The organism is Chromohalobacter canadensis (assembly GCF_034479555.1).
Taxonomy (GTDB): domain Bacteria; phylum Pseudomonadota; class Gammaproteobacteria; order Pseudomonadales; family Halomonadaceae; genus Chromohalobacter; species Chromohalobacter canadensis.
Window position 1 is genome coordinate 1166876 of the sequence record NZ_CP140151.1, and the last position, 25205, is coordinate 1192080.

At 63.7% G+C, this 25205-nt stretch carries 19 protein-coding genes; 8 read left to right on the plus strand and 11 right to left on the minus strand.

Annotation, left to right across the window (positions count from 1 at the left end; all coding sequences use genetic code 11):
* Nucleotides 1-198 precede the first annotated feature (198 nt).
* Both SR908_RS05570 and SR908_RS05575 read left to right on the plus strand, forming a co-directional pair.
* Nucleotides 199-1161: an AraC family transcriptional regulator gene (locus SR908_RS05570; RefSeq protein ID WP_246919297.1), complete on the plus strand. Its 963-nt coding sequence runs from the start codon at nucleotides 199-201 to the stop codon at nucleotides 1159-1161.
* Between the two features lie 231 nt (nucleotides 1162-1392).
* Nucleotides 1393-2199, plus strand: coding sequence for a hypothetical protein (locus SR908_RS05575; RefSeq protein ID WP_246919295.1), 807 nt, complete (start codon nucleotides 1393-1395; stop codon nucleotides 2197-2199).
* Between the two features lie 122 nt (nucleotides 2200-2321).
* On the opposite strand, the gene lptG is transcribed toward SR908_RS05575, so the two are convergent.
* Both lptG and lptF read right to left on the minus strand, forming a co-directional pair.
* Nucleotides 2322-3386, minus strand: a complete 1065-nt coding sequence (gene lptG / locus SR908_RS05580; protein WP_097022143.1) for an LPS export ABC transporter permease LptG — start codon at nucleotides 3384-3386, stop codon at nucleotides 2322-2324.
* A complete protein-coding gene (gene lptF, locus SR908_RS05585) occupies nucleotides 3383-4465 on the minus strand; it encodes an LPS export ABC transporter permease LptF (protein ID WP_246919292.1) in 1083 nt (360 codons plus the stop codon). The genes lptG and lptF overlap by 4 nt, the downstream gene beginning before the upstream one ends.
* A gap of 208 nt (nucleotides 4466-4673) precedes the next feature.
* On the opposite strand from lptF, the gene SR908_RS05590 reads away from it, so the two are divergent.
* From SR908_RS05590 to SR908_RS05610, 5 genes are all read left to right on the plus strand, one after another.
* Entirely contained in the window at nucleotides 4674-6197 is a 1524-nt protein-coding gene (locus SR908_RS05590; RefSeq protein ID WP_246919289.1) for a leucyl aminopeptidase, read from the plus strand.
* Between the two features lie 121 nt (nucleotides 6198-6318).
* Complete coding sequence (locus SR908_RS05595; RefSeq protein ID WP_246919286.1) at nucleotides 6319-7419, plus strand: branched-chain amino acid aminotransferase; 1101 nt, start codon at nucleotides 6319-6321, stop codon at nucleotides 7417-7419.
* Between the two features lie 112 nt (nucleotides 7420-7531).
* A complete protein-coding gene (locus SR908_RS05600) occupies nucleotides 7532-8272 on the plus strand; it encodes an SDR family oxidoreductase (protein ID WP_246919282.1) in 741 nt (246 codons plus the stop codon).
* 304 nt (nucleotides 8273-8576) lie between these two features.
* Complete coding sequence (locus tag SR908_RS05605; protein ID WP_246919280.1) at nucleotides 8577-9029, plus strand: DNA polymerase III subunit chi; 453 nt, start codon at nucleotides 8577-8579, stop codon at nucleotides 9027-9029.
* 101 nt (nucleotides 9030-9130) lie between these two features.
* Entirely contained in the window at nucleotides 9131-11974 is a 2844-nt protein-coding gene (locus SR908_RS05610; protein ID WP_246919277.1) for a valine--tRNA ligase, read from the plus strand.
* 267 nt (nucleotides 11975-12241) lie between these two features.
* Here SR908_RS05610 and SR908_RS05615 read toward each other — a convergent pair whose 3' ends face one another.
* The 7 genes from SR908_RS05615 to SR908_RS05645 all read right to left on the minus strand — a co-directional run bounded on the left by SR908_RS05615 (nucleotide 12242) and on the right by SR908_RS05645 (nucleotide 22041).
* Nucleotides 12242-13048: a potassium channel family protein gene (locus SR908_RS05615; protein WP_246919275.1), complete on the minus strand. Its 807-nt coding sequence runs from the start codon at nucleotides 13046-13048 to the stop codon at nucleotides 12242-12244.
* Nucleotides 13049-13191: 143 nt separating this feature from the next.
* Nucleotides 13192-15009 (minus strand): aminopeptidase P family protein, encoded by a 1818-nt coding sequence (locus SR908_RS05620; RefSeq protein ID WP_246919272.1) that lies wholly within the window; start codon nucleotides 15007-15009, stop codon nucleotides 13192-13194.
* A 3-nt stretch (nucleotides 15010-15012) separates the two neighbouring features.
* Nucleotides 15013-16596: a peptide MFS transporter gene (locus SR908_RS05625; RefSeq protein ID WP_246919269.1), complete on the minus strand. Its 1584-nt coding sequence runs from the start codon at nucleotides 16594-16596 to the stop codon at nucleotides 15013-15015.
* Nucleotides 16597-16810: 214 nt separating this feature from the next.
* Nucleotides 16811-19855 (minus strand): bifunctional [glutamate--ammonia ligase]-adenylyl-L-tyrosine phosphorylase/[glutamate--ammonia-ligase] adenylyltransferase, encoded by a 3045-nt coding sequence (glnE, locus tag SR908_RS05630; protein ID WP_246919266.1) that lies wholly within the window; start codon nucleotides 19853-19855, stop codon nucleotides 16811-16813.
* Between the two features lie 97 nt (nucleotides 19856-19952).
* Nucleotides 19953-21431, minus strand: coding sequence for a sodium:solute symporter family protein (locus SR908_RS05635; protein ID WP_246919263.1), 1479 nt, complete (start codon nucleotides 21429-21431; stop codon nucleotides 19953-19955).
* 2 nt (nucleotides 21432-21433) lie between these two features.
* Nucleotides 21434-21613 (minus strand): hypothetical protein, encoded by a 180-nt coding sequence (locus SR908_RS05640; protein WP_246919260.1) that lies wholly within the window; start codon nucleotides 21611-21613, stop codon nucleotides 21434-21436.
* A 56-nt stretch (nucleotides 21614-21669) separates the two neighbouring features.
* Nucleotides 21670-22041, minus strand: a complete 372-nt coding sequence (locus SR908_RS05645) for a diacylglycerol kinase (RefSeq protein WP_246919257.1) — start codon at nucleotides 22039-22041, stop codon at nucleotides 21670-21672.
* Between the two features lie 228 nt (nucleotides 22042-22269).
* Here SR908_RS05645 and SR908_RS05650 point away from each other — a divergent pair, with 228 nt between their 5' ends.
* Nucleotides 22270-23247, plus strand: a complete 978-nt coding sequence (locus SR908_RS05650) for an MDR family oxidoreductase (protein ID WP_097022156.1) — start codon at nucleotides 22270-22272, stop codon at nucleotides 23245-23247.
* Between the two features lie 13 nt (nucleotides 23248-23260).
* On the opposite strand, the gene dacB is transcribed toward SR908_RS05650, so the two are convergent.
* Nucleotides 23261-24739 carry a D-alanyl-D-alanine carboxypeptidase/D-alanyl-D-alanine endopeptidase gene (dacB, locus tag SR908_RS05655; protein WP_246919254.1) on the minus strand — a complete coding sequence of 493 codons (1479 nt, stop codon included), beginning with the start codon at nucleotides 24737-24739 and terminating at the stop codon, nucleotides 23261-23263.
* 113 nt (nucleotides 24740-24852) lie between these two features.
* Nucleotides 24853-25182 carry a DMT family transporter gene (locus SR908_RS05660; RefSeq protein ID WP_097022158.1) on the minus strand — a complete coding sequence of 110 codons (330 nt, stop codon included), beginning with the start codon at nucleotides 25180-25182 and terminating at the stop codon, nucleotides 24853-24855.
* Between the last annotated feature and the right edge of the window lie 23 nt (nucleotides 25183-25205).

Sequence of the window (25205 nt, forward strand, 5' to 3'; positions counted from 1 at the left end):
CGAATCGTCTGATGTGCGACCCTGGCCCCTTGAGGAAAATGATTGCGCATTGCCTTCAGCATGGCGTGTCGGCCAGGTGTCGGTTTGCCTGCCAGTCTCCGACGTTTGTCTGCCAGTCTCAGATACCGAATTTGCCTACACTGCCAGGTAACGGGCGACATCCACGCCCACACAGTCGGTACCGCTGAGGAGTTCGCCATGCATGCCGTCACGCCTCCCGATTCGCGCTCCCGGGCACCCCGAGCGGACAACGCCCGTACGCTCGAGCAACTGGCGGACACGCCCCGCACGCGACGCTTGATCGAGAATCGCATCTGTTATGCCGGCCCGCACGCGGAGCTTTCGATCTACGACACCTGGTGGCCCGCGCAGGATGTCGCCCTGAGCGCCGAGCGGGTGCTCTACTGCGGCATGCTGCAAGGGCGCAAGGTCATGAATGGCGCCACCGACACGCCGGAAACCTTCTTGCCGGGCGAGAGCTTCGTGCTGGCGCCGCACCAGGAAGTGCGCATCGACTTCCCCGATGCGCACCCCGATGCGCCCACTACCTGCCTGACCATCGACCTTGATCCCGCGCGCATTCACGCCCTTAGCGAACGCCTCAACCAGACACAGCCACGCGAGAGGGAGCTCGGCGAGTGGCGCTATCATCCTCAGGCCTTGCATGTACCGCACAGCCCGACCACCCAGGCGCTTATCGAACGCCTGATGGGGCTCTTCCGCGAGAATCACCCCGACCGCGACGCGCTGATCGGGCTGGGCATCGACGAGTTGATCGTACGTTTGCTGCGGACCCAATCGCGCGAGTTGCTGCTCGCCGACGCCCGCCAGGCACCGCCGCGTCACGGACTCGCAGCGGCGCTTTCCTGGCTGGAACGCCACCCCGAGCTGCCTCTGGACGGGGCGCAGTTGGCCCGCGAGGCCTGCATGAGCAAGGCGCGCCTGTATCGGCTATTCCAACGCGAAGTTGGCTACACCCCCGGCGAGTACCAGCAGCGCCTGCGTCTGGCACGCGCTCGCCAGTGGCTTCGCGAGGCCGACGCCCCTATTACCGAGATCTGCTACTCGCTGGGCTACCGCAGCCTCAGCCACTTTACGCGGCGCTTCAAGGCGGCCTATGGCCTCACGCCCGGCGACTATCGCCGTCTACTCATTGCCTGAGCGTGCGGCGCCCTAAAGACGCCTAAAACGCATCTTCTATCAGCGCCTCCTCAAGGAGTGTGCTTGCATTTCAATGCCAATCCGATAAAGTAGATAACGAAATTTTATTCTACCTACGCAAGGCAAGAATTCCTCGTGATACATAAACCGGGTGTCACGCGGAATTCGTGACCGGGGTAGGCATTTCCTGCATCGCGTTGCGATGCATATAGTGTTTACAAGAGAGATATCATGACGTTACGTCACGCCGAAAGCGGCGACGCACCGCGACTGCACCTCGACCTCACTCCCTTTCAGGAAGACGGCCAGTGCTACGGCGACTACCACCGCTTGCCACTCAACCCGATGCTCAAGCGCCTGTGCATAGAAGCGCGCCGCGCCGGCCTCGCGGACGCATCGCTGGAGGCTCGCGACCTGATGAGCCATATGGCACTCGACGAAGACCATATCGTCACTCAAGAGATTTCCGGACGCGTGTGGCGCTATAACGTCGGCTACTCGGAGGCGCCCAGCCAGCTCGACTCGGCGCTAGGCTCGCTCAGCGAGCGCATGCTCGAAGAACCGCTGCCCACCGGCCTGGCACAGCTCACCGAGTCATGGGTCTACATGCCCGGCCAGCTCGATGCCGCCACGACCCAGAGCACCGACGTGCTGTGGATGGATAAGCCCGCGTGGGCACGCTATCGCCTCGAACAAGTTCAGCTCTGGTTTCGCGCCCTGCGCGACGATGCCGAGCGCCTCGGCGACGGCTGGCTGGCCTGGCACTTGACCCATCTGCCGCTGACACGCGCGCCGGTGTTCGATAGCGTCGATGCCTTCAGCAAGCTGGCGCGCCTCGACCTGGGTGGCCGCGACGCCCTGGGAGAGCTCTCCTTCGTGCGTTATCAACATGGGGAATGCCACGAGGGCATGGGGCTGGCGATCACGCAACTACCGCACCGCATCGATACGCTGGCATCGTTGGACGACGCCCTGGTGGTTCCCGCGCGCCAGGTCGATGGCATCCTCGCGCGCCTAGACCGCGCCCTCGCAGACTAGGCTATGTATGAAAACTGTCGCCTGAAACATCGCAAGCGCGACAGGCGGCAATCAACGAAAAACGCCCCCGGTGCCGAATACGGCGCCGGGGGCGTTGCGTTATGGTTCGCGTGTCGCTTCCTTCAGCCGGTACGCCTGAGCAATACGATGCCCAGCGCATAGCACGCCACGGTAGGCACCAGTACCGCGAACACCGGCGAGAAGCCAAACAGCATCGATGCCGGCGCCAGCAGATCCTGCAGATACTTGAACGAGACGCCGACGATGATGCCGTAGAACACTCGCGTGCCGGCAGCCACGGTGCGCAGCGGACCGAACACGAACGAAGCGGCCACCAGCATCAGGCCCGCCAGGGTGAAGGGCAGCAGCATTTTCTGCCAGAAATACAGAAGCGGCTGCGTCGCCTCGAGCCCCTGGCTGCCCAGGTAACTGGCGTAACGCCATAAGTCACTGGGTGACTGGCTCTCCAAGGGACGCAACAGGCGGTTGAGCTGTTCAGGGGTGAACGAGGTTTCCCAGGTACGCTTGTCAGTGGTATCGACGACGGTCCGCCCATCCTCGAAGCGCGTTTCCTCGATGTTTTGCCATTGCCAGCTACCCTCTTCCCAGACCGCACGGTCGGCATGCTCGGCACTCACCAAGCGGTTGCCGTCGAAGTGATAGCGCGTGACATCGATGACCACATCATCCGCGCGGATGGTGCCGAAGCGATAGAAGTCATTGCCCTCGCGCTGCCAACCACCGCGTTCGGAAAGAATCGCGCCCTCGCCCTCGAGCTGCTCCAGGCGCCAGGCTTCCGCGTATTGCTCGGTCACCGGGCTAACCCATTCGCTGACCGCCATGGTCAGGATGATCACCAGCCCCAACGGCTTCATGGCGCCCCACAGAATGCGGACCAGCGAACGCCCGGAGGCGCGCATCACCGTCAACTCGTTGCTGGAGGCCATGCTGCCCAAGCCGATCAACGCGCCAATCAGCACGCCCACCGGCGCATACTGATAAAACCGCCACGGCAGGCGCATCAAGAGATACACAAAGACATCCAGAGCGCCGTAGTTACCCTCGACATCACCGAGATCGTTGATATAGGAAATGACCAGGTCCAGCCCCAGGATCATGACCTGCACGACCAGCATGGCCGCCAGCACATTGCGCGCAATGTAGCGATCGAAACGGTCGAAAATCATGTGCGGCTCCCTCGGCGCTGATCACGGCGTGTCATCCAGATCCCCAACAGCAGATATCCCAAGTGGATCGGCCACATGCCGATGGAAGGCGCCAGCGAGCCACGTGAGATGGCGTCCTGTGCCGCCAGCAATAAACTCAAATAACTGATGTGCAGGAAAATCGCCGGCATCAGCTTGGCGAAACGCCCCTGACGCGGATTGACGCGCGACAGTGGCAGCGCCAGCAGGGTGAGGATCGGCACCATCAGCGGCATGGAAATCCGCCACTGCAGGTTGGCCCAGGCTTCGTTATCACCACGCTCGATGAGCTGCGGGGTCGAGGTCAGCTCGGCGGCATCGAGATCGACTCGCTCGCTGGCGCGCGATAGGCGCACCGCATAAGTATCGAACTGCAACCGCTCGGCGACTCGATTACCCGGTTCGACGCTGTAACGCTCACCATCGGTCAACACCAGGAATCGGCTGCCGGTGTCCTCGTCGACCGTCTGGTAACCGCCTTCAGCCCGAGTGACCACCGTCTCCGGCGTGTCATTGCTACGCGACTGACGCTCGCTGATGAAGACGTTTTCCATCCGTGAGCGGTCATCGTCGAGGCTCTCGGTGTAGGCCGTACGCCCGCTGCCGAACTCCTGAAAGCGCCCCGGTTGCAGCACCGAGAAATCGAGCCGGCTTTTCTGTTCCTCGAGCACCATCTCGTTGTGGCGGGCACCGCTCGGGGTGAGCCACAGGCTGCACACTGCCACCAATATTGCCACCAGCACTGCCGGCCACAGCGTCACCCGCAACAGCCGGTTGGGGCTGATACCGCAGGCCACCAGCACCGTGATTTCGCTATTGAGATAAAGCTGCCCGAACGCCAGCAGAATGCCGAGAAAAAACGACAGCGGCAGCACCAGCTCCATGAACCCGGGCAGGTGGAAAAGCATCAGGGTGCCGAGAATGTTGGCGGGAATATCCCCTTGCGCGGCATCGCCGAAATAGCGAATGAAGCGACTGCCCATGATCACCAGCAATAGCACGCCGGCCACGGCAGCCATGGTGGCGAGGATCTCGCGCGTCAAATAGCGGAATACGATCAAGCGTCTTCTCCCGGGTCGGTTCCCTGTCCACGACGACCCCTTGCAGGGCCCAATGCAGCCTTCGACCACCCTCCCCATGCATTGCGTTCCGGCTTTGCGTACACTGGAGTACGTTCAGCGCCGGCATCCTTGTCGGCATTATCCAGAATACCCGGACACTTGTCTCGCCACGAGACAAGTCATGTCAGCTCAGTCGTGTGGAGACTTCATGGAATCCCCCGTAACCAACGTCAACCCGGCCAAGGTCGAAACGGCATGCCTGATCGTGCCCGTCTTCAAGGATGGGGGCCTGCTGCCGGCGGCGGACAAGCTCGACGACGCCAGTGAGCGCCTGATCGGCCAGCTTCTCGACCGGGGCGACTTCGACCCCAGCCTCGGCAATGTGCAATTGATTCCCTTCGCACCGGGGCTCGGTGCCGAGCGTCTGCTGCTCGTCGGCCTCGGCGAGCGCGCCAAGTGTGGCGAAGGCCAGATCATCAAGGCTCTCGATGCCGCCTTCGCTACCATCGTCAAGCTACCGCTCGACGACGTAGCCGCTACGTTCACCGACGTGCCGGTCGGCGAACGCGATACCGCCTGGAAGGCGCGCGTCACACTGGAAGCCGCGCATCGCGCCTGCTATCGCTTCGACGACTTCAAGTCGCAGCCGGCCCCCGCACCGCGCCTCAAGAGCCTGACGCTGCTGGTCAGCGACCAGGATGAGACGGCCCAGGCCGAGCTAGGCCCGCGCATCGGTTCCGCCGTCGGCGAAGGGGTCTCGCTGACGCGTACCCTAGGCAACTTGCCCAGCAATGTCTGCACGCCGCGTTACCTCGCCGAGCAGGCGCAAACATTGGCAGCAGACGCCGACGGCGCGCTGAACGTCGAAATCCTCGACGAAGAGGCTTTGCAAGCGCTGGGCGCCAACGCCCTGCTCTCTGTCGGTCAGGGCAGCGAAGAACCCTCGCGTCTGATCATCATGCAGTATCGCGGCGCCGAGGACCCGGACGAAGCCCCGCACGTCCTCGTCGGCAAGGGCATCACCTTCGATTCCGGCGGTATCTCGCTCAAGCCGGGAGCCGGCATGGACGAGATGAAGTTCGACATGTGCGGCGCCGCCAGCGTCTTCGGCACCATGAAGACGGTGCTCGCGCTAAAGCCCAAGATCAATATCATCGGCGTAGTGGCAAGCGCCGAGAACATGCCCGATGGCCGCGCCTTCAAGCCCGGCGACATCGTCAAGACCCTCAAGGGGCTCAACGTCGAGGTCCTCAACACCGACGCCGAAGGGCGCATGGTGCTGTGCGACGCGCTGAGCTACGTCGAGCGCTTCAAGCCCGCCAGCGTGGTGGATATCGCCACCCTGACCGGCGCTGCGATCATCGCGCTGGGCCATCATGCCTCGGGGCTACTGTCCAACGACGACGATCTCGCACTGGACCTGCTCGACGCCGGCGAGAATGCCTGGGACCGCGCCTGGCACCTGCCCTTGTGGGACGAGTACCAGAGCCAGCTCGATTCCAACTTCGCCGACCTGGCCCACATCGGCGGTCGCCCAGCCGGCACCATCACGGCGGCCTGCTTCCTGTCGCGTTTCGCCGATGCCTATCCCTGGGCGCACCTGGATATCGCCGGTACCGCCTGGAGTTCGGGTGACAAGAAAGGCGCCAGCGGCCGCCCCGTGGGCCTGTTGACCCAATACTTGCTCGACCGCGAAACCGAGGCCAACGAGACGCGTCCCAGCGTCGAGTGACTCTTCGCAGCAAACAATTTGCATGCTAACGTAAGTATCAGGCGCGTCGGACTTTCCTCGTCCGACGCGCCTGTGCCATTCTCGGCATCCGACCGAGCGCCAGATTTGACGGAGAACTTCAGTGACCCCTTCAGGCTTCGACATACGGCCTAATGCGCATCCCAAGGATGTCGCCCTGCGCGAGACGATTCTCGAGAACCCCGGTTTCGGTCGTCATTTCAGCGATCACATGGCTCATATCCGCTGGACGAGCGATGTCGGCTGGCATGGCCACGAAGTCCGCCCCTACGGGCCGTTGACGCTGGACCCGGCAGCGGCGGTTTTGCATTACGCCCAGGAAATCTTCGAGGGCATCAAGGCCTACCGCCATGCCGACGGTTCGGTATGGACCTTCCGCCCCGAGAAGAACGCCGAACGTTTCCGCGCCTCCGCGCGGCGCCTGGCACTGCCCGAGCTCTCCGACGAGGACTTCATCGGCTCGCTCAAGGCACTGCTCTCTCAGGACAATGTCTGGGTACCGACGCCGGCCAGCGCCGCCGAGGAGTCGAGCCTTTACCTGCGTCCGTTCATGATCGCCAGCGAGACCTTCCTCGGCGTGCGGCCCTCCAAAGAGGTCGATTACTACGTCATCGCCTCGCCGGCGGCGGCGTACTTCAAGGGTGGGGTGAATCCGGTCTCCATCTGGCTGTCCTCGCATTACAAGCGGGCCGCATCCGGCGGTACGGGTTATGCCAAGTGCGGCGGCAACTACGCGGCCTCGTTGGCGGCCCAGAAGGAAGCCGAAGCGCACGACTGCGCCCAGGTTGCCTTCCTCGACGCCGCCGAGAACAAGTGGATCGAGGAACTCGGTGGCATGAACCTGTTCTTCGTGTTCAAGGACGGGCGCATCGTCACGCCCAAGCTGACCGGCACCATCCTCGAAGGCGTCACCCGTGACTCCATCCTGGAGCTCGCCCGGGATCAGGGCCTGACGCCCGAGGAACGCCACATCAGTATCGACGAATGGCGCGACGGCGCGGCCTCCGGCGAGATCACCGAGGTCTTCGCCTGCGGCACCGCCGCCGTCATCACCCCGGTCGGCGAGCTGCGCAGCGAAGATGAGAGCATCCGCCTCACGGCGGATAGCGGCGGCGAGGTCGGCAAGCGCCTGCGCAAGGAACTGCTCGACCTGCAATACGGCCGCAGCGAAGATACGCGCAACTGGCTGACGCGCCTGGCCTGAGACGCCTAGGCTGACTGAATCGGTTCGGCTGGCTGAATCAGCCTGACAAGAGTCCCTCATACGACGGCACGGCCCGGCCGTGTCGTCCGCTTTTTACGGCAAGGAGGTCACGATGACGAAAGTGATGCTGATTACCGGCGCCGGACGTGGCATCGGTGCCGCCACCGCCAAACACGCCGCGCAAGCGGGCTATTCCGTTGCCATCAACTATCGCAGCGACAAGGCGTCAGCCGAAGGTGTCGTGAGTGACATCGAAGCGGCAGGCGGACGTGCCATCGCCATTCAGGCCGATGTCGCCAACGAGGCGGATATCGTCGCCATGTTCGAGACCATCGACCGCGAGTTCGGGCGCCTCGACGTGCTGGTCAACAATGCCGGCATCGTCGACCAGATCAGCCGCGTCGACGAGATGAGCTTCGAACGTGTCGACCGCATGATGCGCATCAACGTGACCGGCCCGTTCATCTGCGCCCGTGAGGCCATCAAGCGCATGTCCACCCAGCACGGCGGACAAGGCGGCGCCATCGTCAACGTCGGGTCGGCAGCCTCGCACCTCGGCGGTGCCAGCGAATACGTCGATTACGCCGCCTCCAAGGGCGCCATCGACACCATGACCGAAGGCCTCGCCAAGGAAGTCGCCGGCGAAGGCATCCGGGTCAACGGCGTGCGTCCCGGCGTGGTTCGCACCACCATTCACGCCAGTGGCGGCAACCCCGACAAGCCCGATGTCGCCGGCTCGGTGATTCCCATGGGCCGCATCGGCGAGCCCGAGGAAATCGCCAACGGCGTGCTGTGGCTGGCCGAGGCCGGCTTCACTACTGGGGCGTTGATCGATATCGACGGCGGCGTTTAGTCGCCATCGATTGGCTGCGCGTCGCCCAGGCGGCGTTGAATCCAGCTTCGCGATGCTCATTGAAGAACCCTCAACTGCGCTCGCTTAGCTGGATTCGCCTTGCCTGAGGCTAGCTCGCTCAATCGCTCGGGTGTTGGGCTGTAAGCCAAAGAATCAGATAATCTACCTTTCGTAGCTCGTAGCTCGTAGCTCGTAGCTCGTAGCTCGTAGCTCGTAGCTCGTAGCTCGTAGCCGGGATTGTCTTTCTTCCAGCTTCCAGGCGCGTAGCGCCGCTCTTACAACTTACGACTCCCCGAAGGGGCCCATGACTCAAGTCGATTTCTACATCTTGCCCGACACCACGCTCGGCGCGCGGTTGGACTTCGCTTGCCGGCTGGCGGAGACCATCCACCGCAAGGGTTATCGGTTGCATATCCACACCGAGGACGAGGCCATGGCGCGCGATCTCGACGATCGGCTGTGGACCTTCAAGCCCGAAAGCTACCTGCCCCACGCGGTGCTGGTCGACGAAGTCGAGCCCCTGCCGCCCGTCACCCTGGGCTGGGAAACGCCGCCGGCGCCCGGTGTGGAGGCGATGCTCAACCTGCATCCCGAAATTCCCGAATGGTTCTCACGCTTCGAGCGCGTCGCCGAGATCATCAACCAGCATCAGGATGTACTGACCGCCAAGCGCGCCTGCTGGCAGACCTATAAAAAGCGCGGCTACCCCGTCAAAGCCAACGACCTCACCGGCACCTCACGCAACGCCGCGGGCTGAGCTCGCCATGACGTCACCCCGCTTGCGGGGTTATACTTGTCGGCATTTTTCGCCACGGCCATGCGCCGTGCTGACCGTATTTCAAGAGCCGACCGACGCCCATGGACAAGACCTACCAACCCGATCAGATCGAAGCGCGCTGGTATCAGCGCTGGGAAGACGCCAACCGTTTCGCCCCCGCCGGCCAGGGCGAGCCCTACTCGATCATGATTCCGCCGCCCAACGTGACCGGCAGCCTGCACATGGGCCACGCCTTTCAGGACACCATCATGGATACCCTGATTCGCTGGCGCCGCATGCAGCAATACAACACGCTGTGGCAGGTGGGCACCGACCACGCCGGCATCGCCACGCAGATGCTGGTGGAACGCAAGGTCGCGGCGGAAGACGGCAAGAGTCGTCACGACCTGGGGCGCGACGCCTTCACCGACAAGATCTGGGAATGGAAGCACGAGTCCGGCGGCCATATCACCCGTCAGCTGCGCCGCATGGGCGCCAGCGTCGACTGGTCCCGCGAGCGCTTCACCATGGACGATGGCTTCTACAAGGCAGTGCAGGAAGTCTTCGTACGGCTGTTCGACGAGGGACTCATCTATCGCGGCAAGCGCCTGGTCAACTGGGACCCGACGCTGCATACCGCGATCTCCGACCTGGAAGTCGAGAACAAGGACCAGCAAGGCCAGTTCTGGCATTTCCGTTACCCGCTGGCCGATGGAGTGACCACCGATGACGGCCAGGATCATCTCGTGGTCGCCACCACGCGTCCAGAGACGCTGCTCGGCGATACCGGCGTCGCCGTCAATCCCGAGGATCCGCGCTACGCCTCGCTGATCGGCAAGTTCGTCGAGCTGCCGCTGGTCGGACGCCGCATCCCCATCGTCGCCGACGAGCACGCCGACATGGACAAGGGCTCGGGCTGCGTGAAGATCACCCCCGCGCACGACTTCAACGACTACGAGGTCGGTCGCCGTCAGCAATTGCCGCTGATCAACGTCTTCACCCCGGACGCCAGCATCCTGCCGCGTGCCGAGGCCTTCGATATCCAGGGCCGTCCGCTCGCCGATATCGACACTACCCTGCCGTCCGCCTACGTCGGGCTCGACCGCTTCGCGGCGCGCCAGGCCATCGTCGACGACATGCAGGCCGCCGGGCTGCTGGCGCAGATCGAAAACGTCAACAACACCCTGCCCTATGGCGACCGCTCCGGCGACGTCATCGAGCCGCTGTTGACCGATCAGTGGTTCGTGGCCGTCGAGGAACTGGCCAAGCCGGCCATCGCCGCGGTGGAGAACGGCGATATCGAGTTCGTGCCCAAGAACTACGAGAACATGTATTTCGCCTGGATGCGCGACCTCCAGGACTGGTGCATCTCGCGCCAACTGTGGTGGGGGCATCGCATTCCGGCCTGGTACGACGCGGATGGCAATGTCTTCGTGGCGCGCAGCGCCGAGGAAGCCCGCGACAAATACGGCCTCGCCGCCGACGTGGCCCTCACCCAGGATGAAGACGTCCTCGATACCTGGTTCAGCTCAGGCCTGTGGACCTTCGGCACCCTGGGCTGGCCGGAGCAGACCCCGGAACTCGAGACCTTCCACCCTTCCAGCGTGCTGGTCACCGGTTTCGACATCATCTTCTTCTGGGTCGCGCGTATGATCATGATGACCCTGAAGTTCACCGACGAGGTGCCCTTCAAGAAGGTCTACGTGCATGGCCTGGTACGCGACGGCCAGGGCCAGAAGATGTCCAAGTCCAAGGGCAACGTGCTCGATCCCATCGACCTGATCGACGGCATCGACCTGGACGCGCTGATCGACAAGCGCACCGGCAACATGATGCAGCCGCAGAAGGCCAAGGCCATCGCCAAGGCCACCCGTGACGAGTTCCCGCAAGGCATCGAGCCCCACGGCACCGATGCGCTGCGTTTCACCTTCCTCTCGCAGGCGACCACCGGGCGCGACATCAAGTTCGACATGGGCCGCCTGGATGGCTACCGCAACTTCTGCAACAAGCTGTGGAACGCCTCGCGCTACGTGCTGATGAACGCCGAGGGCGAGGACTGCGGCCTCGAGGGTGAAGTGGAGCTGTCGCTGGCCGACCGCTGGATCGTCTCGCGCCTGCAGCAGACCGAGGCGCAGGTGACCCGCGCGATGGAGGAGTTCCGCTTCGACCACGCCTCGCAGGCGCTCTACGACTTCGTCTGGAACGAGTATTGCGACTGGTACCTGGAACTCTCCAAGCCGGTGCTGTGGGACGACAACGCCACTGCCGCCGCCAAGCGTGGCACGCGCCGCACGCTGGTGCGGGTGCTGGAAACCGTCCTGCGCCTCGCGCATCCGATGATGCCGTTCATCAGCGAGGAAATCTGGCAACGCGTCGCGCCCCTGGCCGGCACGCATGCCGGCGGTGATGACTCGATCATGGCCCAACCCTGGCCGCAGGCCGACCAGAGCCGCATCGACGAAAACGCCACGCGCGATATCGAGTGGCTCAAGGGCGTGATCATCGCCGTGCGCAATATCCGCGCCGAGATGAACATCGCGCCCGGCAAGCCGCTCGAGGCACTGCTCACCAAAGGCGCAGAAGCCGACCGCGAACGCCTGGAAGCCTATCGGCTATTCCTCTCCAAGCTGGCCAAGCTCGAGAGCATCACCTGGCTCGACGACCCCGACCAGGCCCCGCTCGCCGCCACCCAACTGGTCGGCGACATGGAAGTGCTGGTGCCTATGGCAGGGCTGATCGACAAAGACGCCGAACTCGCCCGCCTGGCCAAGGAAATCGACAAGCAGGACAAGTTCATCGGCGGCATCGAGAAGAAGCTCGGCAACGAGGGCTTCATCAGCAAGGCCCCCGCCGAGGTCGTCGAGAAGGAGCGCGCCAAGCTCGCCGACGCCCAGGCCAGCCGTCAGCACCTCAGCGAGCAACGCGACAAGATCGCCGCGCTGTAAGCGCCGCTGTCACAACGTCGGGACAACGCCGGCGCAAACCGAAAACGCCCATGCGGTTCACGCCGCATGGGCGTTTTCATGTCAGGGGACACAGCACATAAAAAAACCCGCGCCAGGGGGCTGCGCGGGTCGAGGCAGGGTACTACTAGGGGTGCATCGCGAAACGATGCAGGGATGAAACATCTGATGAGCACCAGATGCCGCTTACTTTATCCCTACGCGTCTCATGCCACCAATAAATTGTTAGCATGATAGCGATAGCTCTCTTCAATCCTTGTCGCGCGTCGCCGGTGCCCGACGCGTGGCGTCTTCCGAGTCTCGCGTTTCCAGTAGTGTTCTCAGGGACGTAACCTCGGCGTTCAGGCTATCGATCTGCCGCGAGAGATGCCGCATCATCTCGCGATCTGCCTTGTGCTGACGGGACTCCTGCTCGCTGTCATCGGACACCACCAGCGAGCCGATATACGCCGCGAAGCTACCGAACAACCCCACGCCACCGACCATGAGAAAGACCGCCACCACCCGGCCCAGCGTGGTGATCGGGTAATAATCGCCATAGCCGACCGTGGTCACCGTCACGAAGGCCCACCACAGCGCCTCTTCCGCCGTATTGATGGGGCTTTCCGGGTGGGGTGACTCGAGCAGTAGCATGGTGATGGCGCCAAAAGCCACCAGCAGCAGCGTGGCGGTCGCCGCCGAAGCAAACACGCCCTCGGCCCGATTGCGAAACAGCACCCGCCAGATCATGTGCACGGATTTCAGCGCGCGGATCACCCGCAGCATCTGCACGACACGGAACAATCGCGCGCCTTGGAACGGTCCCGGCGGAATGCAGGCCAGCAGGTCCAGCCAGCCCCAGCGCATGTAGCGCCACTTGTCGGGAGCGGCGCGAAAGCGCAGGCAGAAATCCACGAAGAAGAACACGCACACCACCCAGTCCATGTAGCCCAGCAGCCGCGAGACTTCGGTCGGCAGCGTCAGGAAAAGATCCGCCAACAAGGCGCCAATCACGTAGAAGGACAGCACCAGAACGACAAGCTGGAAGGGCGTGATACGCTCCTGACTGACCGGCATACGAGTCTCCTTGGTGGCCCAGATAGCTCATGACGATGGACGCGACACGCCCCTTCCCATTCTCGAACATCGGCCGCCAGGTGGCTATTGTCAGAAAAAAGCCGAGCCCATGGGCCCGGCATTTCTTAACGTGTGGCGAGCGTTTAGCGGGCGATGGGCGTCGTACGCCGCTCGAGCCAATCACGAGCCGGCCCCTCGACCTTGGGCATCAGGCGTTGACGAACCTCCGCGTGGTAGGCGTTGAGCCAGGCGATTTCCGCATCATCGAGCAGTGCAATATCGATGGCTCGGGTATCGATGGGGCACAGCGTGAGCGTCTCAAAATACAGGAACTCGCCGAAGTCACTGGGCTGAGCCGAACGATTGACCACCAGGTTCTCGATGCGCACGCCCCACTGCCCCGGCCGATAGACGCCCGGCTCGATCGAGGTGATCATGCCGGGTTGCATGGCCGATTGCGGCGTCGGCGAGGCGTACCACGCGATCACCTGCGGCCCCTCATGGACATTCAGGAAATAGCCCACGCCGTGCCCGGTGCCATGGCCGTAGTCGATCCCCGCGGCCCATAGTGGTGCGCGGGCGATGGCATCTAACTGCGCCGATGGGATGCCCCGCGGGAACTGGGCACGCGACAGCGCGATAGTGCCCTTGAGCACCTGGGTGAAATCGCGCCGGTGCGCCGCGTCGATCTCGCCCACCGGCACCACACGGGTGATGTCGGTGGTGCCGCCCAGGTATTGGGCCCCCGAGTCGATCAGCAGCAAACCATCGCCTTCGATCACGGAATGCGCCGCCGGCGTGGCGTGATAATGCGGCAGCGCCCCGTTGGCGTTGAAGGCGGCGATGGTCGCGAAACTCCTCGAGACGAAGCCGTCGCGCTCAGCGCGTGCGGCGGTGATCCGTTCGTCGACGTTCAGCTCGGTCACCGTCTCGTCACTGGCCAACGCGTCTTCCAGCCAGGCGAAGAATGCGCACAGCGCGGCGCCGTCTTCCTCCATGGCATGGCGCACGTGTTCGATGTCACGGTCGCTCTTGCGGCTCTTGGTAAGCGTGCTCGGCTGGAAAGCCTCGACGACGGTCACGCCCTCCGGCACGGCTTCCGTCAGCGCCAGGCTGACCCGCGCCGGGTCGATCAACAGGCACGCGTCGGCGGACAGCCCAGCGAGATGCTCCGCCACCAACGCGTAATCGGCGACATCGATGCCGTCGTCGGCGAGTTCGCCGGCCAAGGCGTCATCCAATTTGCCCGGGGCGACGAACAAGGTCGCACGCGTCGCCTCGACGAGCAGATGCGATAAGAACACCGGATTGAAGTCGACATCCGAACCGCGCAGATTGGTCAGCCAGGCGATGTCGTCGAGGGTCGACACCAGGTGGGTATCGGCGCCTTGGGCCTCCATTTCCTGACGCAACGTCGCCAGCTTATCGCGCCGTGCGGTATCCACGTAATCGCTTGGATGGGCACGCACCGGCGCCTCGGGCAACGCGGGGCGGTCCGGCCAGATGGCATCGAGCAAATCCCGGTGCCCTTCCCAGCGGATCCCCTTCGGCGCCAGATGCGTTTCCATCTGGCGCACGCTGGCCGCCGACACCACAGCGCCGTCGAAGCCTACTGTGGCGCCTGCGGGAAGTTGCTCGGCGAGCCACTGCATGGGCCGCTGCGCCTGGCCGGGCTGGAGTTTCATCAATTCGATGCCGCTCCCAGCCAGTTGCTGCTCGGCCTGTACCCAGTAGCGACTGTCCACCCATAGCCCGGCCGCCTGCTGGGTGATCACCAGCGTCCCCACCGACCCATCGAAGCCCGAAAGCCAAGCGCGACCCTGCCAGTGATGCGGCAGATATTCGGAACTGTGCGGGTCGGACGATGGCAGCCACCAGGCGTCGATGCCTTGTTCACGCATGGCCTCGCGCAGCGCGGCCAGGCGGGTGGCGGGCGTTTGGGAAGATTCACTCAGCGGCATGACTCAGGCTCCGGTGGTGGCGTTGGATGAAGACGAAGCACCGGCGGGATCGACGGTGGGATTACCCTTAAGCATACGCTTGATGAACGGCGTCAGCAGCGCCAACACGATGGCACACAGCACCAGCGCCACCGCGCAGCGACCGAACAACGCCGGCAACTGTTCCAGTTCCTCGGCATTGACGTGTCCGCCGATCAACCCGGCGACCAGATTCCCCAACGCCGAGGCGGTGAACCACAACCCCATCAGTTGGCCGCGCAGCTTGGTCGGCGCCAGCGCGCTCATGGTCGACAGACCAACCGGGCTCAGACACAGCTCGCCGATCGTCAGCAACAGCAAGCTGGTGGTGATCCACAACGGCGAGACCTGCTCGATGCCGCCTGCCACGCGCATCGCCGCGAACATCATCAAGGCAAAGCCGCCGGCCGCGAACAGCAGACCGAGCACGAACTTCACCGGACTGCCGGGCTCCAAGCGACGGCGACCAAGTGCCGGCCATAGCCAGCCGAAGAGCGGCCCCAGCAGGATGATGAAGACCGGGTTGAACGACTGAAACCACACCGCCGGCACTTCCCAGCCGAACAACATGCGGTCGGTGTAGTCGTGGGCGAACAGGTTATAGGACGTCGGTTGCTGTTCGAAGGACGCCCAGAAAAATGCTGCCGCCATGATCAGGATGAAACACACGACGATACGCGCCCGCTCCTGCTTGTCGAGCCCGCTAAAACCAAACAGAAAGACGAAATATCCCAGCGCACAGACGATAATCACCGTGGTCATGGCCTCGGCGATTGCCACGGCGTTCAAGGTGATCACGCCGTTCGCCACCAGGGCGATGAAACCCGCCATCGCAATCGCCAAGCCAGCGACGTAATAGCCCACGCCGCGACGATTTACCGACGGCGCGTCCCAACTGGCAGCGCGACCCCGCAGACTGTCACCACGGCGCATGGAGGGAATGGCCGACAAGCGAAAGATCAGCAAGGCCACCAACATGCCCAACCCACCGATGCCGAAGCCCCAGTGCCAGCCGTATTCACGCATCAATAGACCGGTGAACAGCGGGGCCAGCAAGCCACCGATGTTAATCCCCATGTAGAAGATGGCGAAGCCGCCGTCGCGACGCACATCGCCCTGGTCATACAGGCTGCCCACCATCACCGAGATGCAGGACTTGAAAAGCCCCGAGCCGAGCACGATCAGCACCAGCCCGATGAAAAACCAGGTCGCGCCCCAGACGGCGGAAAAAGCGATGGAAAGGTGTCCCAAGGCAATGAGGACCGAGCCGTACCAGACGGCGCGTCGCTGGCCCAGCCAATTGTCCGCCAGCCAACCTCCGGGCAAGGCCGACAGATAGACGGCGCCAGCATAGATACCGACGATGGCCGAAGCCGTTTCACGCGTGAAGCCCAGCCCACCCTCGAAGACCGTGGCGGCCATGAACAGTACGAGAAGCGGGCGAATACCGTAGTAGGAAAAGCGCTCCCACATTTCGGTGAAGAATAACGGCCCCAGCGCTCGCGGGTGACCGGCGAAACCCCGGTCCTCTTCGGAGCGGGGCGATGCTACATCCGTGGTAGAGCGCATTGACTATCTGCCTCGTTGAGAACTTTCAGGTTGTGCCTGACGTTCGCCGTGCCTTGTGGGCGAGCGGCTAAACAAAACGGCGATGGCACGTATGCCATCGCCGGAGGCGGACTATAAAGTTTTCACGCGAATGATCAATACTCAACTTTTGTCGTACTAACCATTCACCGGATTATCGTGAGCACGAAAAGTAACAGCTTGTTTCCAGCACAGCTCATCGCGAGGCATCGTCATCTTGCATCCATTGCGCCCAAATGGCGCGAACCCGGCGGCGATGGTCGTCGATATCGGCGATATCGACCTGGCTGCCGGCCTTGGCCAGCGAGGCACGATGGCTGATGCCGCGATAGGTGAGATACGCCTCGCGCAACTCGCGCGCCTGCTCGGCGGGAAGGCGGCCGCTTTCCTCCAGCGTTTCGAGAATGCGCATGTTGTCACTAAAGGCAAGCATCTCCGGCGCCTCATCGCCCAGTCGCAGCACCGCGTACTGACAGAGGAACTCGATATCCACCATGCCGCCGGGATCCTGCTTGAGATGAAACGTTCCCCGGCGTCCGGCCTGATCGCTGCTACCCAGGTGGGTACGCATCTTGCGGCGCATGGCGACGACCGACTCGCGCAGTTGCTCGGGCTCACGCGGCTGACTCAGCACCTCGCGGCGCACCACCTCGAATCGCTCGCATAACGCCGTATTGCCCGCAATCGCGCGTGAGCGCACCAGCGCCTGGTGCTCCCAGGTCCAGGCTTGTTGGTGCTGATAGTCGGCGAAGGCGTCGAGCGTCGTCACCAGCAACCCGGCGTTGCCGGAAGGACGCAGGCGCATGTCCACCTCGTACAGCGCGCCGCTGGGCGTCATGGCCGTCAGCAAATGGATGATGCGCTGGCCGAGGCGCGTGAAGAAGACCGCATTATCGAGGGCCTTGGCGCCATCGGTAACGCCCTTGGGATCGGCATCATGCAAAAACACCAGATCCAGATCCGAGCCATAGCCCAATTCGATACCGCCCAGCTTGCCGTAACCGATGATCGCGAAGTTGGCGTCGTCGCTCTCGTGCTCGCCGGGATGGCGCGAGGGACGGCCGTACTTGCGTGTCACCTGCTTCCAGGCCATCGCCAGTATCTGCTCGAGAATCACCTCGGCGATGAAGGTGAGATAATCGCTGACCTTCATCAACGGTCGCGCGCCGACGATATCCGAGGCCGCGACGTGCAGCACCTGGGCGTGCTTGAAGATACGCAGCGCGTCGAGCTGGCCTTCTTCGTCGTCCTCGGGGATGCGCGCCAGTGCCTGGCGCAGTTCATCGGCGAGTTCGTCCTTGTCGGCGGGCGAATACAGTGTGGCGGGGTGCAGCAACTCATCGAGCAGCACGGGATGGCGCGCCAACTGCTCGGCGATCCACGGGCTCGCAGCACATAGTCGAATCAACTGACGCAGCGCATCGGGGTTCTCACGCAGCAATGCCAGGTATGCGGTGCGCCGCAACACCGCCTCGATCAGCGGCAAGACGCGCTCGAGCGCGACATCCGGCGCACGACTCTCGCCGGCGGCCTCGAGCAGCAGCGGCATCAAGGCATCGAGACGCTCGAAACCGATGCGTTGCATGGCCGCCACGGCGCGCGAACGATGCAAGCTGGCAAGCCGCTTGAAGGTAGCCTCGGGCGTCTCGCACCCCAGCGTCGTCAGCGTCTCGCGGGCCTCGTCCGGAGTCAGCTCCTCGCGCCAGAGCGCGCCCAGTTCCTCACGTGAGGCATCCTCGGGCAGGCTTTGCTCATCGTCTTCCTCCTCAGGCGGCGCGATAACGGCGTCGAAATGCTCACGCACTCGCCCTCGCGCTTCGTCGAGGCGCGCAACGAGCGCCGGCCAGTCGGCCATATCGAGCGCCAGCGCCAAGCGCTCGCGCCCCAGGCTATCCTCCGGCAGGGTCTGGGTCTGGCGGTCCTTCTGGGCCTGCAAGGCATGCTCGAGATCGCGCAGAAAGGCGTAGTCGACCCGCAGTGCATCGGTCACCTCGCCCGGCAGAAGCTCCAGGTCCGTCAGACAACGCAAGGCCGCCGCCAGCGAGGTCAGTTGGAGTTCGGTATCGCGCCCACCACGAATCAACTGAAACGCCTGAACCACGAATTCCACCTCGCGAATACCGCCGGGGCCAAGCTTGATGTTGTCGGCCATGCCCTTGCGCTTGACCTCGCGATTGATGAGCCGCTTCATCTCGCGCAACGATTCGATGGCGCCGAAATCCAGGTATTTGCGATACACGAACGGCCGCAGCGAGGCGAGCAGCTCGGCGCCGGCTTCGAGATCGCCGGCTACTGGACGCGCCTTGAGCATGGCGTAGCGTTCCCATTCGCGCCCTTGATCTTGATAGTAGCTGGCCAGGGTCGCGAAGTTGCCGACCAGCGGGCCGCCATCGCCGAGCGGGCGCAAGCGCATGTCGACACGAAACGCCATGCCTTCGTCGGTCACCGCGTCCAACGCACCGATGAGTTTCTGGCCCAGCTTGGTGAAATATTCCTGATGCGAGAGCGCCCGACGACCGCCCTGGGTTTCGCCCTCTTCGGCGAAAGCGAAGATCAGATCGATATCCGAGGATAGATTGAGCTCGCCCGCACCGAGTTTGCCCATGCCCAGTACCACCAAGCGTTGCGGTGTGCCGTCAGCCCGGAGAGCCGGTTGCCCCCAGCGCGGCGCATAGTAGTCCTCGAGCCAGCCCAGCGCGCCATCGAGGCAGATCTCCGCCAGGCTGCTGACATCACGTGCCGTGCCCCACATGCCAGCCTCATCGCCCTGACCGCGCGGCGCGCGGCATAGATCGCGCCATACGATGCCCAGCATGCGCAGCCGCCGGAAGCGGCGTATCGCGGCCTGCATGGCTGCCTCATCTTCGGCGGCTTCGAGGCGCTCGGCGAGTTCCGCCTCCCAGGTCTCGCGCGACGGCGACTCATCCAGTTCGCCTTCGGCATCCAGCACCGGCAACCAGCCAGGATCGCGCGCAAGCGTCTCGGTGGCGAAATCGGAAAGTGCTACGACCCGCGCCAGTTCGGCCCGGCGCACGTTCGAGAGCGCTAGCCAGGTAGCACTCGGCATCTCCTCGGCATCAATATCCGCATCGGCGTCCGCTTCGCTCGACGACCGCTTCGCCTGAGCGACGCGATCGGCCAGGCACAGCGCATCGTCGAGCCGCTCGGTGGCTTCACCCAGCGCCTCGTGCAACGGTGCGGGAATATCGGCGTCGGGTAGGAATCCTTCGGGCAGGGCCATGACACTCTCCTGGAACGTCCCGGCATCAGACGCCGGGCAAGCATGATGGCCCCAGCTTAGCGGAGCTGATCGCCTGGAAGCTACACACACGCGGTCCTCATCGCCGCCACGGCAAACCACGCTCGGCGGCGGCGATGAACGCCTCAGCGCTGCGGCGCGGCGATGACGTGATCAGGCTAATACCCACAAACAGCACGCACGCCACCGGCAACGCCCAGATGCCCGGTGGCCAGCCTAGTGGCTTGGCGCCGGTGATATACAGCGCCACGACCCAGGCGCCACCGCCGAGGATGCTCGCCAGGGCGCCCGCCGCACTGCCGCCCCGCCAGAAGAAGGCGCCGATAAGCGCCGGTACGGTGACTACCAGGCCGGTCGAGGCGGCGACCGAGAGCACCGCGATCAGATCGAGGCGCAACTCGGCGAACGCCAGTGCCAACAACGCGATCAGCGGTAACACGGCCTTGCCGACCCACAGTTGGCGGCGTTCGTCGCTTCCTTGACGGGCCACCGCGTAAACGTCTCTCGATAGCATCGACGACAGCGTCAGCATGATCGAGTCGATGGTCGAGACCGCCGCCGCCAGGATGCCGACCATCACCAGCACACCCAGTACCGGCGGCACGTGCGCGGAGGCCAGCAAGGTCGGCGTGGCAAGATCCGAGTTCTCCAGATCGGGAAATGCGATCAGCGCCGAAAAGCCCCACAGCACCGAGACGGCGGTATATACCAGGCCGAAGCACAGAAAGCCCAGCAGCATGCGGCGCATGGCCTGGAGCGAGGCCGGCATGAAGAGTCGCTGGCTAACCTGGGGATTGGAAAGGCTGAAGAAGAACCATGGAATCGTCAGGCCGAGGAAGGTCGCCGGCGTGAACAGGCCCGCGCCCGGCACGGTGAGTGCCTCGGGATGCTCATCGGCAAGCGTCGCGAACAGCGTCTCGAAACCACCCAACGAGGCCACCACCAGCAGCGCCACGGCCGTCGAGGCGACGATCATCAACAGCGCCTGCAGCGCATCGGTCCACATCACCGAGCGGATCCCGGCAATGAAGGTGAAGACCAGCGCCAGCACGGTGGCGACCGCCACGCCGGTGGTGAAGCCGATCGCACCGTCGGTCATGCCACTCAGTAGATACCCCACGCCCGCCAGTTGCACCGCCGCATAAGGGATCAAAAACAGGCTGCTGACCAGCGCCGTGGCGACGGCCACGCCACGATTCGCATAGCGGTGTCCCAGCATCTCGCTGGGGGTGACGAAGCCGAATGCCTTGCCCACCGCCCAGAAGCGCGGCCCGAATATCGCCACCAACGAGACCCCGGCGAAGTAGACGATTTCAAAGCCCAGCGCCCCGACCCCGCCAGCGTAGGTTAGCCCGGCGAGCCCCACCATCATGAACGCACTGTAGGTCGTCGCACTGTAGCTGAGCGCCGACACCAACCCGCCCATGCGCCGCCCGCCGAGGAAATAGTGTGCCATGTCGGTCGCCCCACCAGGACCACGCTCGCGTGAACGCCATGCCACGCCCAACGCGACGACGACATACACCAGCACCGACGTCCACACGAGCGTCGACGACATCCTCACTTCTCCTTGAAATCGGCGGTAACGAGCAGGTTGAGACCGATCACGGCGAGACCGATCAGTCCCCAGAAGAGCATACTGCCGTACCAGGCCTGAACATCACGCAGCAGTGTATAGGGGACAATCACGGCCGCCACCACCAGCACGCCGAGCAATCCAAAACCGACGCGTCGGGACATGGGGCACCTCGCATGAGGGTTGAATGTGGAAAAGCCGATCCCGTCGACAGTACGGCTCAGCCGAGGAATTTCTGCCAGGCCAGCAGGATCCAGGTCAGGCCTGCCATGATCAGCGAGATCATCACCGCCGCCGACCCGATATCCTTGGCCCGTCCGGACAGCTCGTGATGCTCGGGACCGATGCGATCAACGACGGTTTCCACCGCGCTATTAAGCAACTCGACGATCAGCACCAGCGCACAACTGCCCACCAGCAGCAGCCATTCCACCGGCGTGGCGCCGATCCACCACGCCAGGGGCAGGAGTATCACGCAGATGCCCACCTCCTGGCGAAACGCCGCTTCGTTGCGAAACGCGGCACGCAGTCCCTTGAGCGAGTAACACGTGGAACTGGTCAAGTGGCGCAAGCCGGTCTGGTGGGATTTCATCGCGCTCGATCCTCAACTAAGGGGGTCTCACTGGCCGATCACGCAACGGCCAGAAGGGCAACGCACATGTCGATCCGAGATAGTAACAAAGTGGCGCCCCTGGGAAATGCCACTCGAATGACGGACGGTATCCCGCCAAGGTCGCGTTGTCGACACACGCGGCTCAACGCTAGGCTAGTAATCCCGCGCTCGTCGCAGCGCCCTCACCCAAATTCGCAGGAGTCTTCCATGCCCCGTGCACTCATGCTCCATGACGACGCTCCCCGCGCCCGCCTCGAAACACTCGATGAAAGCCAATTGCCGGAGCGCGCGGTACGCGTCGCGATCGACTATTCGGACCTCAACTACAAGGACGCCATGGCGGTCACCGGCCATGGCAAGATCGTGCGCGAGTATCCGTTGGTGCCGGGGATCGATTTCGCCGGCACGGTGACAGATTCCACGGATGCACGCTTCGCCGCCGATGACCGCGTGATCCTCACCGGCTGGGGCGTCGGCGAGCGTCATTGGGGCGGTTTCGCCGAAGCAATGCGCGTCGATGCCGACTGGCTGGTGCCCTGCCCGCAACCGCTCAGCACTCGGCAGGCAATGCTCTTCGGTACCGCCGGACTCACCGCCATGCTTAGTGTGATGCGACTGAAAGAAGCCGGCCTCGGGCCCGGCGATGGACCGGTCGTGGTTACCGGCGCCAGCGGCGGCGTGGGCAGTTGGGCGGTGTCGATCCTCGCCCATGAAGGTTTCGAGGTTCACGCCATCACCGGTAAGCCCGAGCAGAACGCCTGGCTCGAAGCGCTTGGTGCCCACGCCATTCTGTCCCGCGCCAACTTCGAATCACGCGGCCGGCCGTTGGAATCGACGCAGTGGGCAGGCGCTGTGGATACCGTCGGCGGCCAGATCCTGGCCAACCTCCTGGCGCAAATGAACTACGCGGGCAAGGTCGCCGCCGTGGGGCTGGCGGGCGACGCCGCGCTGCCGACCACGGTGATGCCATTCATCCTGCGCGGTGTATCGCTGCTCGGCGTGGACAGCGTGTATATCCCCTTCGACCGGCGCCGCGCGGCATGGCAACGCATCGCCGCCCTGCCCAATGCATTGCTTTCGCACATGCATGTCGAGGAGGTGGGCCTCGACGACGTGCCCGACCGGGCTCACGCCATGCTCGAGGGCCGCACCCACGGGCGCGTGCTCATCGATCCACGACGCTAGCGGATGTGGGCTCTCAGTGGGCCTCGATCATATTCGTCAAGTCCGCCGCTACCAGGGGCAGTACTTGTCGCCAAGCGAGATACGGCGTTTGCGAGGTGCCGTTGACCAGCACTGCGAAGCTGCCCCAACGCCCGGTTTGGGTGCGGAAATAGCCGGCCACCGCACGCACCGTGACCGGCTCGTTGAGCGTACCGGTCTTGAGCATGACGCTCTGCTGGAAGGTGTCGCTGCCTCGGCGAATGAAATGCATGGGCCCGTTGGTCGGCAGTTGCAGGCCGGCCACGAAGGTCGGAAACAGCGCCGAGTGCTGATACATCGCTGCCAGCAAGGCATTGAGATCGCGGGCCGAGACACGGTTCTCGGGAGTCAGGCCACTGCCGCTGGCGAGCGTCGGCACGCCGTGGCCCGGCAGCTCTTGGGCGAATCGCATCAGGGCATCACCGGCGTCCTTTAGCTCGGCGCGCGGCTTGGCGACGAGATCCAGCGCCAGGGTATCGGCCATGAAGTTATTGGAATAATTGAGCATGCGCAGCAGCAATTCCTGCAACGGCTTGCCATCCACCGCCGCCAAGCGCTTGGCGGTGGTCGGCGGCGGTGTCGTGCTGGTTGCGTAGCCCTTGACCTCGACCCCTGCCTGCTCGAGCAACGCCATCAAGGTCTTGGCAGTCTGTTCGGCGGGATCGGAACTGCCGCGATAGATTTCGCGCGAGAAGCTATCGCGCGCGATCTGCCCACTGACACGCAAGGTGTCGCCGCGCTCGCTGCTGATGCGCTCGGCATTCAGGCGCGTGTCTCCGCCATGCGCCACGGTCTTGACCTGATTATCGAGGCGTATGAGAGGGGCCACCGTCGCGCAATCGCTGATGGAGGCTGCGTCGCCCACAGCTGCGCCGGGCTTGACCCGATTGCACCAACTGCCGTAATTCACCGCCGCCGATGACAATGAGGCGCTATAGGCATTGTCGGAGCGCGTGCGCGCCTTGCAGCGGTCGGTGGTCACGCAGGTTACTGGACCAAAGCGCCATTGGCTGACCACCAATTGGCCATCGACGGCACGCACGCCGCGTTCACGCAAGCGTTGCACCAGGCGCCATAGGTTTTCGCTGGTCAGGGCGGGGTCGCCGCCGCCATCGAGCACCAGATCGCCATGCAGCACGCCCTGGGCATCGACATCGCCGGTGGCCATCAACTGCGTGGTGAAACGATGCTGCGGCCCCCAGCGGTCGAGGCTCGCGGCGGCGGTATAGAGCTTGGTCACCGAGGCCGGCGAAAGCCGCCGCGTAGGATCGAGCGCACCCAGGCTTTCACCGCTACCCAACAACTGCGCCTGAGCGCCGATCACGAAGCCTTTATCTGCCAACGAGGATAGGTTGTCGAAACCCTCGGCCTGCGCGGCTAGCGGCAAGCCCATCAAGACCAGAAGCGAAAGCACACGACGCCCGACACGCTGCGAGGAGCGCAAGCGTCGGCATTGGAACAGCCTACTCAGCATGAGTTTTTTCCTTCCCTGGACGAACATACATCGTCCGCCAGGCTAGCAGGGCTCCTCGTCGAGTGCGATAGCGACGCACGCACGCACGAGCATAGGCACTTTTCGGATAGCGCCTAATGCGAGGACATACGCGAAAACACCTGGATGATGGCAACCCCGGCGATGATCATTCCCAGACCGAGAATCGCGGGTAAATCGGGTTTCTCGCCATATACCACCACCCCAATCAGTGTGACCAGCACGATGCCAAGCCCGGCCCAGAACGCATAGGCGATACCCACCGGCAAATCGCGAAGCGCCAGCGTGAGCATATAAAACGCCAAGGCGTAGCCCACGACCACGGTCACGCTCGGCCACAAGCGAGTGAACTCCTGGGACGCCTTGAGTGCGCTGGTGGCCACGACCTCGGCGATGATCGCGAGGGCCAAAAATACATACACCATATTCGGTCTCCTGAAAGCCCGTG

Coding starts and splice junctions, on each gene's coding strand:
- SR908_RS05570 (WP_246919297.1), top strand. CDS start 199: ATGCATGCCGTCACGCCTCCCGATTCGCGCTCCCGGGCACCCCGAGCG.
- SR908_RS05575 (WP_246919295.1), top strand. CDS start 1,393: ATGACGTTACGTCACGCCGAAAGCGGCGACGCACCGCGACTGCACCTC.
- lptG (WP_097022143.1), bottom strand. CDS start 3,386: ATGATTTTCGACCGTTTCGATCGCTACATTGCGCGCAATGTGCTGGCG.
- SR908_RS05590 (WP_246919289.1), top strand. CDS start 4,674: ATGGAATCCCCCGTAACCAACGTCAACCCGGCCAAGGTCGAAACGGCA.
- SR908_RS05600 (WP_246919282.1), top strand. CDS start 7,532: ATGACGAAAGTGATGCTGATTACCGGCGCCGGACGTGGCATCGGTGCC.
- SR908_RS05605 (WP_246919280.1), top strand. CDS start 8,577: ATGACTCAAGTCGATTTCTACATCTTGCCCGACACCACGCTCGGCGCG.
- SR908_RS05610 (WP_246919277.1), top strand. CDS start 9,131: ATGGACAAGACCTACCAACCCGATCAGATCGAAGCGCGCTGGTATCAG.
- SR908_RS05615 (WP_246919275.1), bottom strand. CDS start 13,048: ATGCCGGTCAGTCAGGAGCGTATCACGCCCTTCCAGCTTGTCGTTCTG.
- SR908_RS05620 (WP_246919272.1), bottom strand. CDS start 15,009: ATGCCGCTGAGTGAATCTTCCCAAACGCCCGCCACCCGCCTGGCCGCG.
- SR908_RS05625 (WP_246919269.1), bottom strand. CDS start 16,596: ATGCGCTCTACCACGGATGTAGCATCGCCCCGCTCCGAAGAGGACCGG.
- glnE (WP_246919266.1), bottom strand. CDS start 19,855: ATGGCCCTGCCCGAAGGATTCCTACCCGACGCCGATATTCCCGCACCG.
- SR908_RS05635 (WP_246919263.1), bottom strand. CDS start 21,431: ATGTCGTCGACGCTCGTGTGGACGTCGGTGCTGGTGTATGTCGTCGTC.
- SR908_RS05640 (WP_246919260.1), bottom strand. CDS start 21,613: ATGTCCCGACGCGTCGGTTTTGGATTGCTCGGCGTGCTGGTGGTGGCG.
- SR908_RS05645 (WP_246919257.1), bottom strand. CDS start 22,041: ATGAAATCCCACCAGACCGGCTTGCGCCACTTGACCAGTTCCACGTGT.
- SR908_RS05650 (WP_097022156.1), top strand. CDS start 22,270: ATGCCCCGTGCACTCATGCTCCATGACGACGCTCCCCGCGCCCGCCTC.
- dacB (WP_246919254.1), bottom strand. CDS start 24,739: ATGCTGAGTAGGCTGTTCCAATGCCGACGCTTGCGCTCCTCGCAGCGT.
- SR908_RS05660 (WP_097022158.1), bottom strand. CDS start 25,182: ATGGTGTATGTATTTTTGGCCCTCGCGATCATCGCCGAGGTCGTGGCC.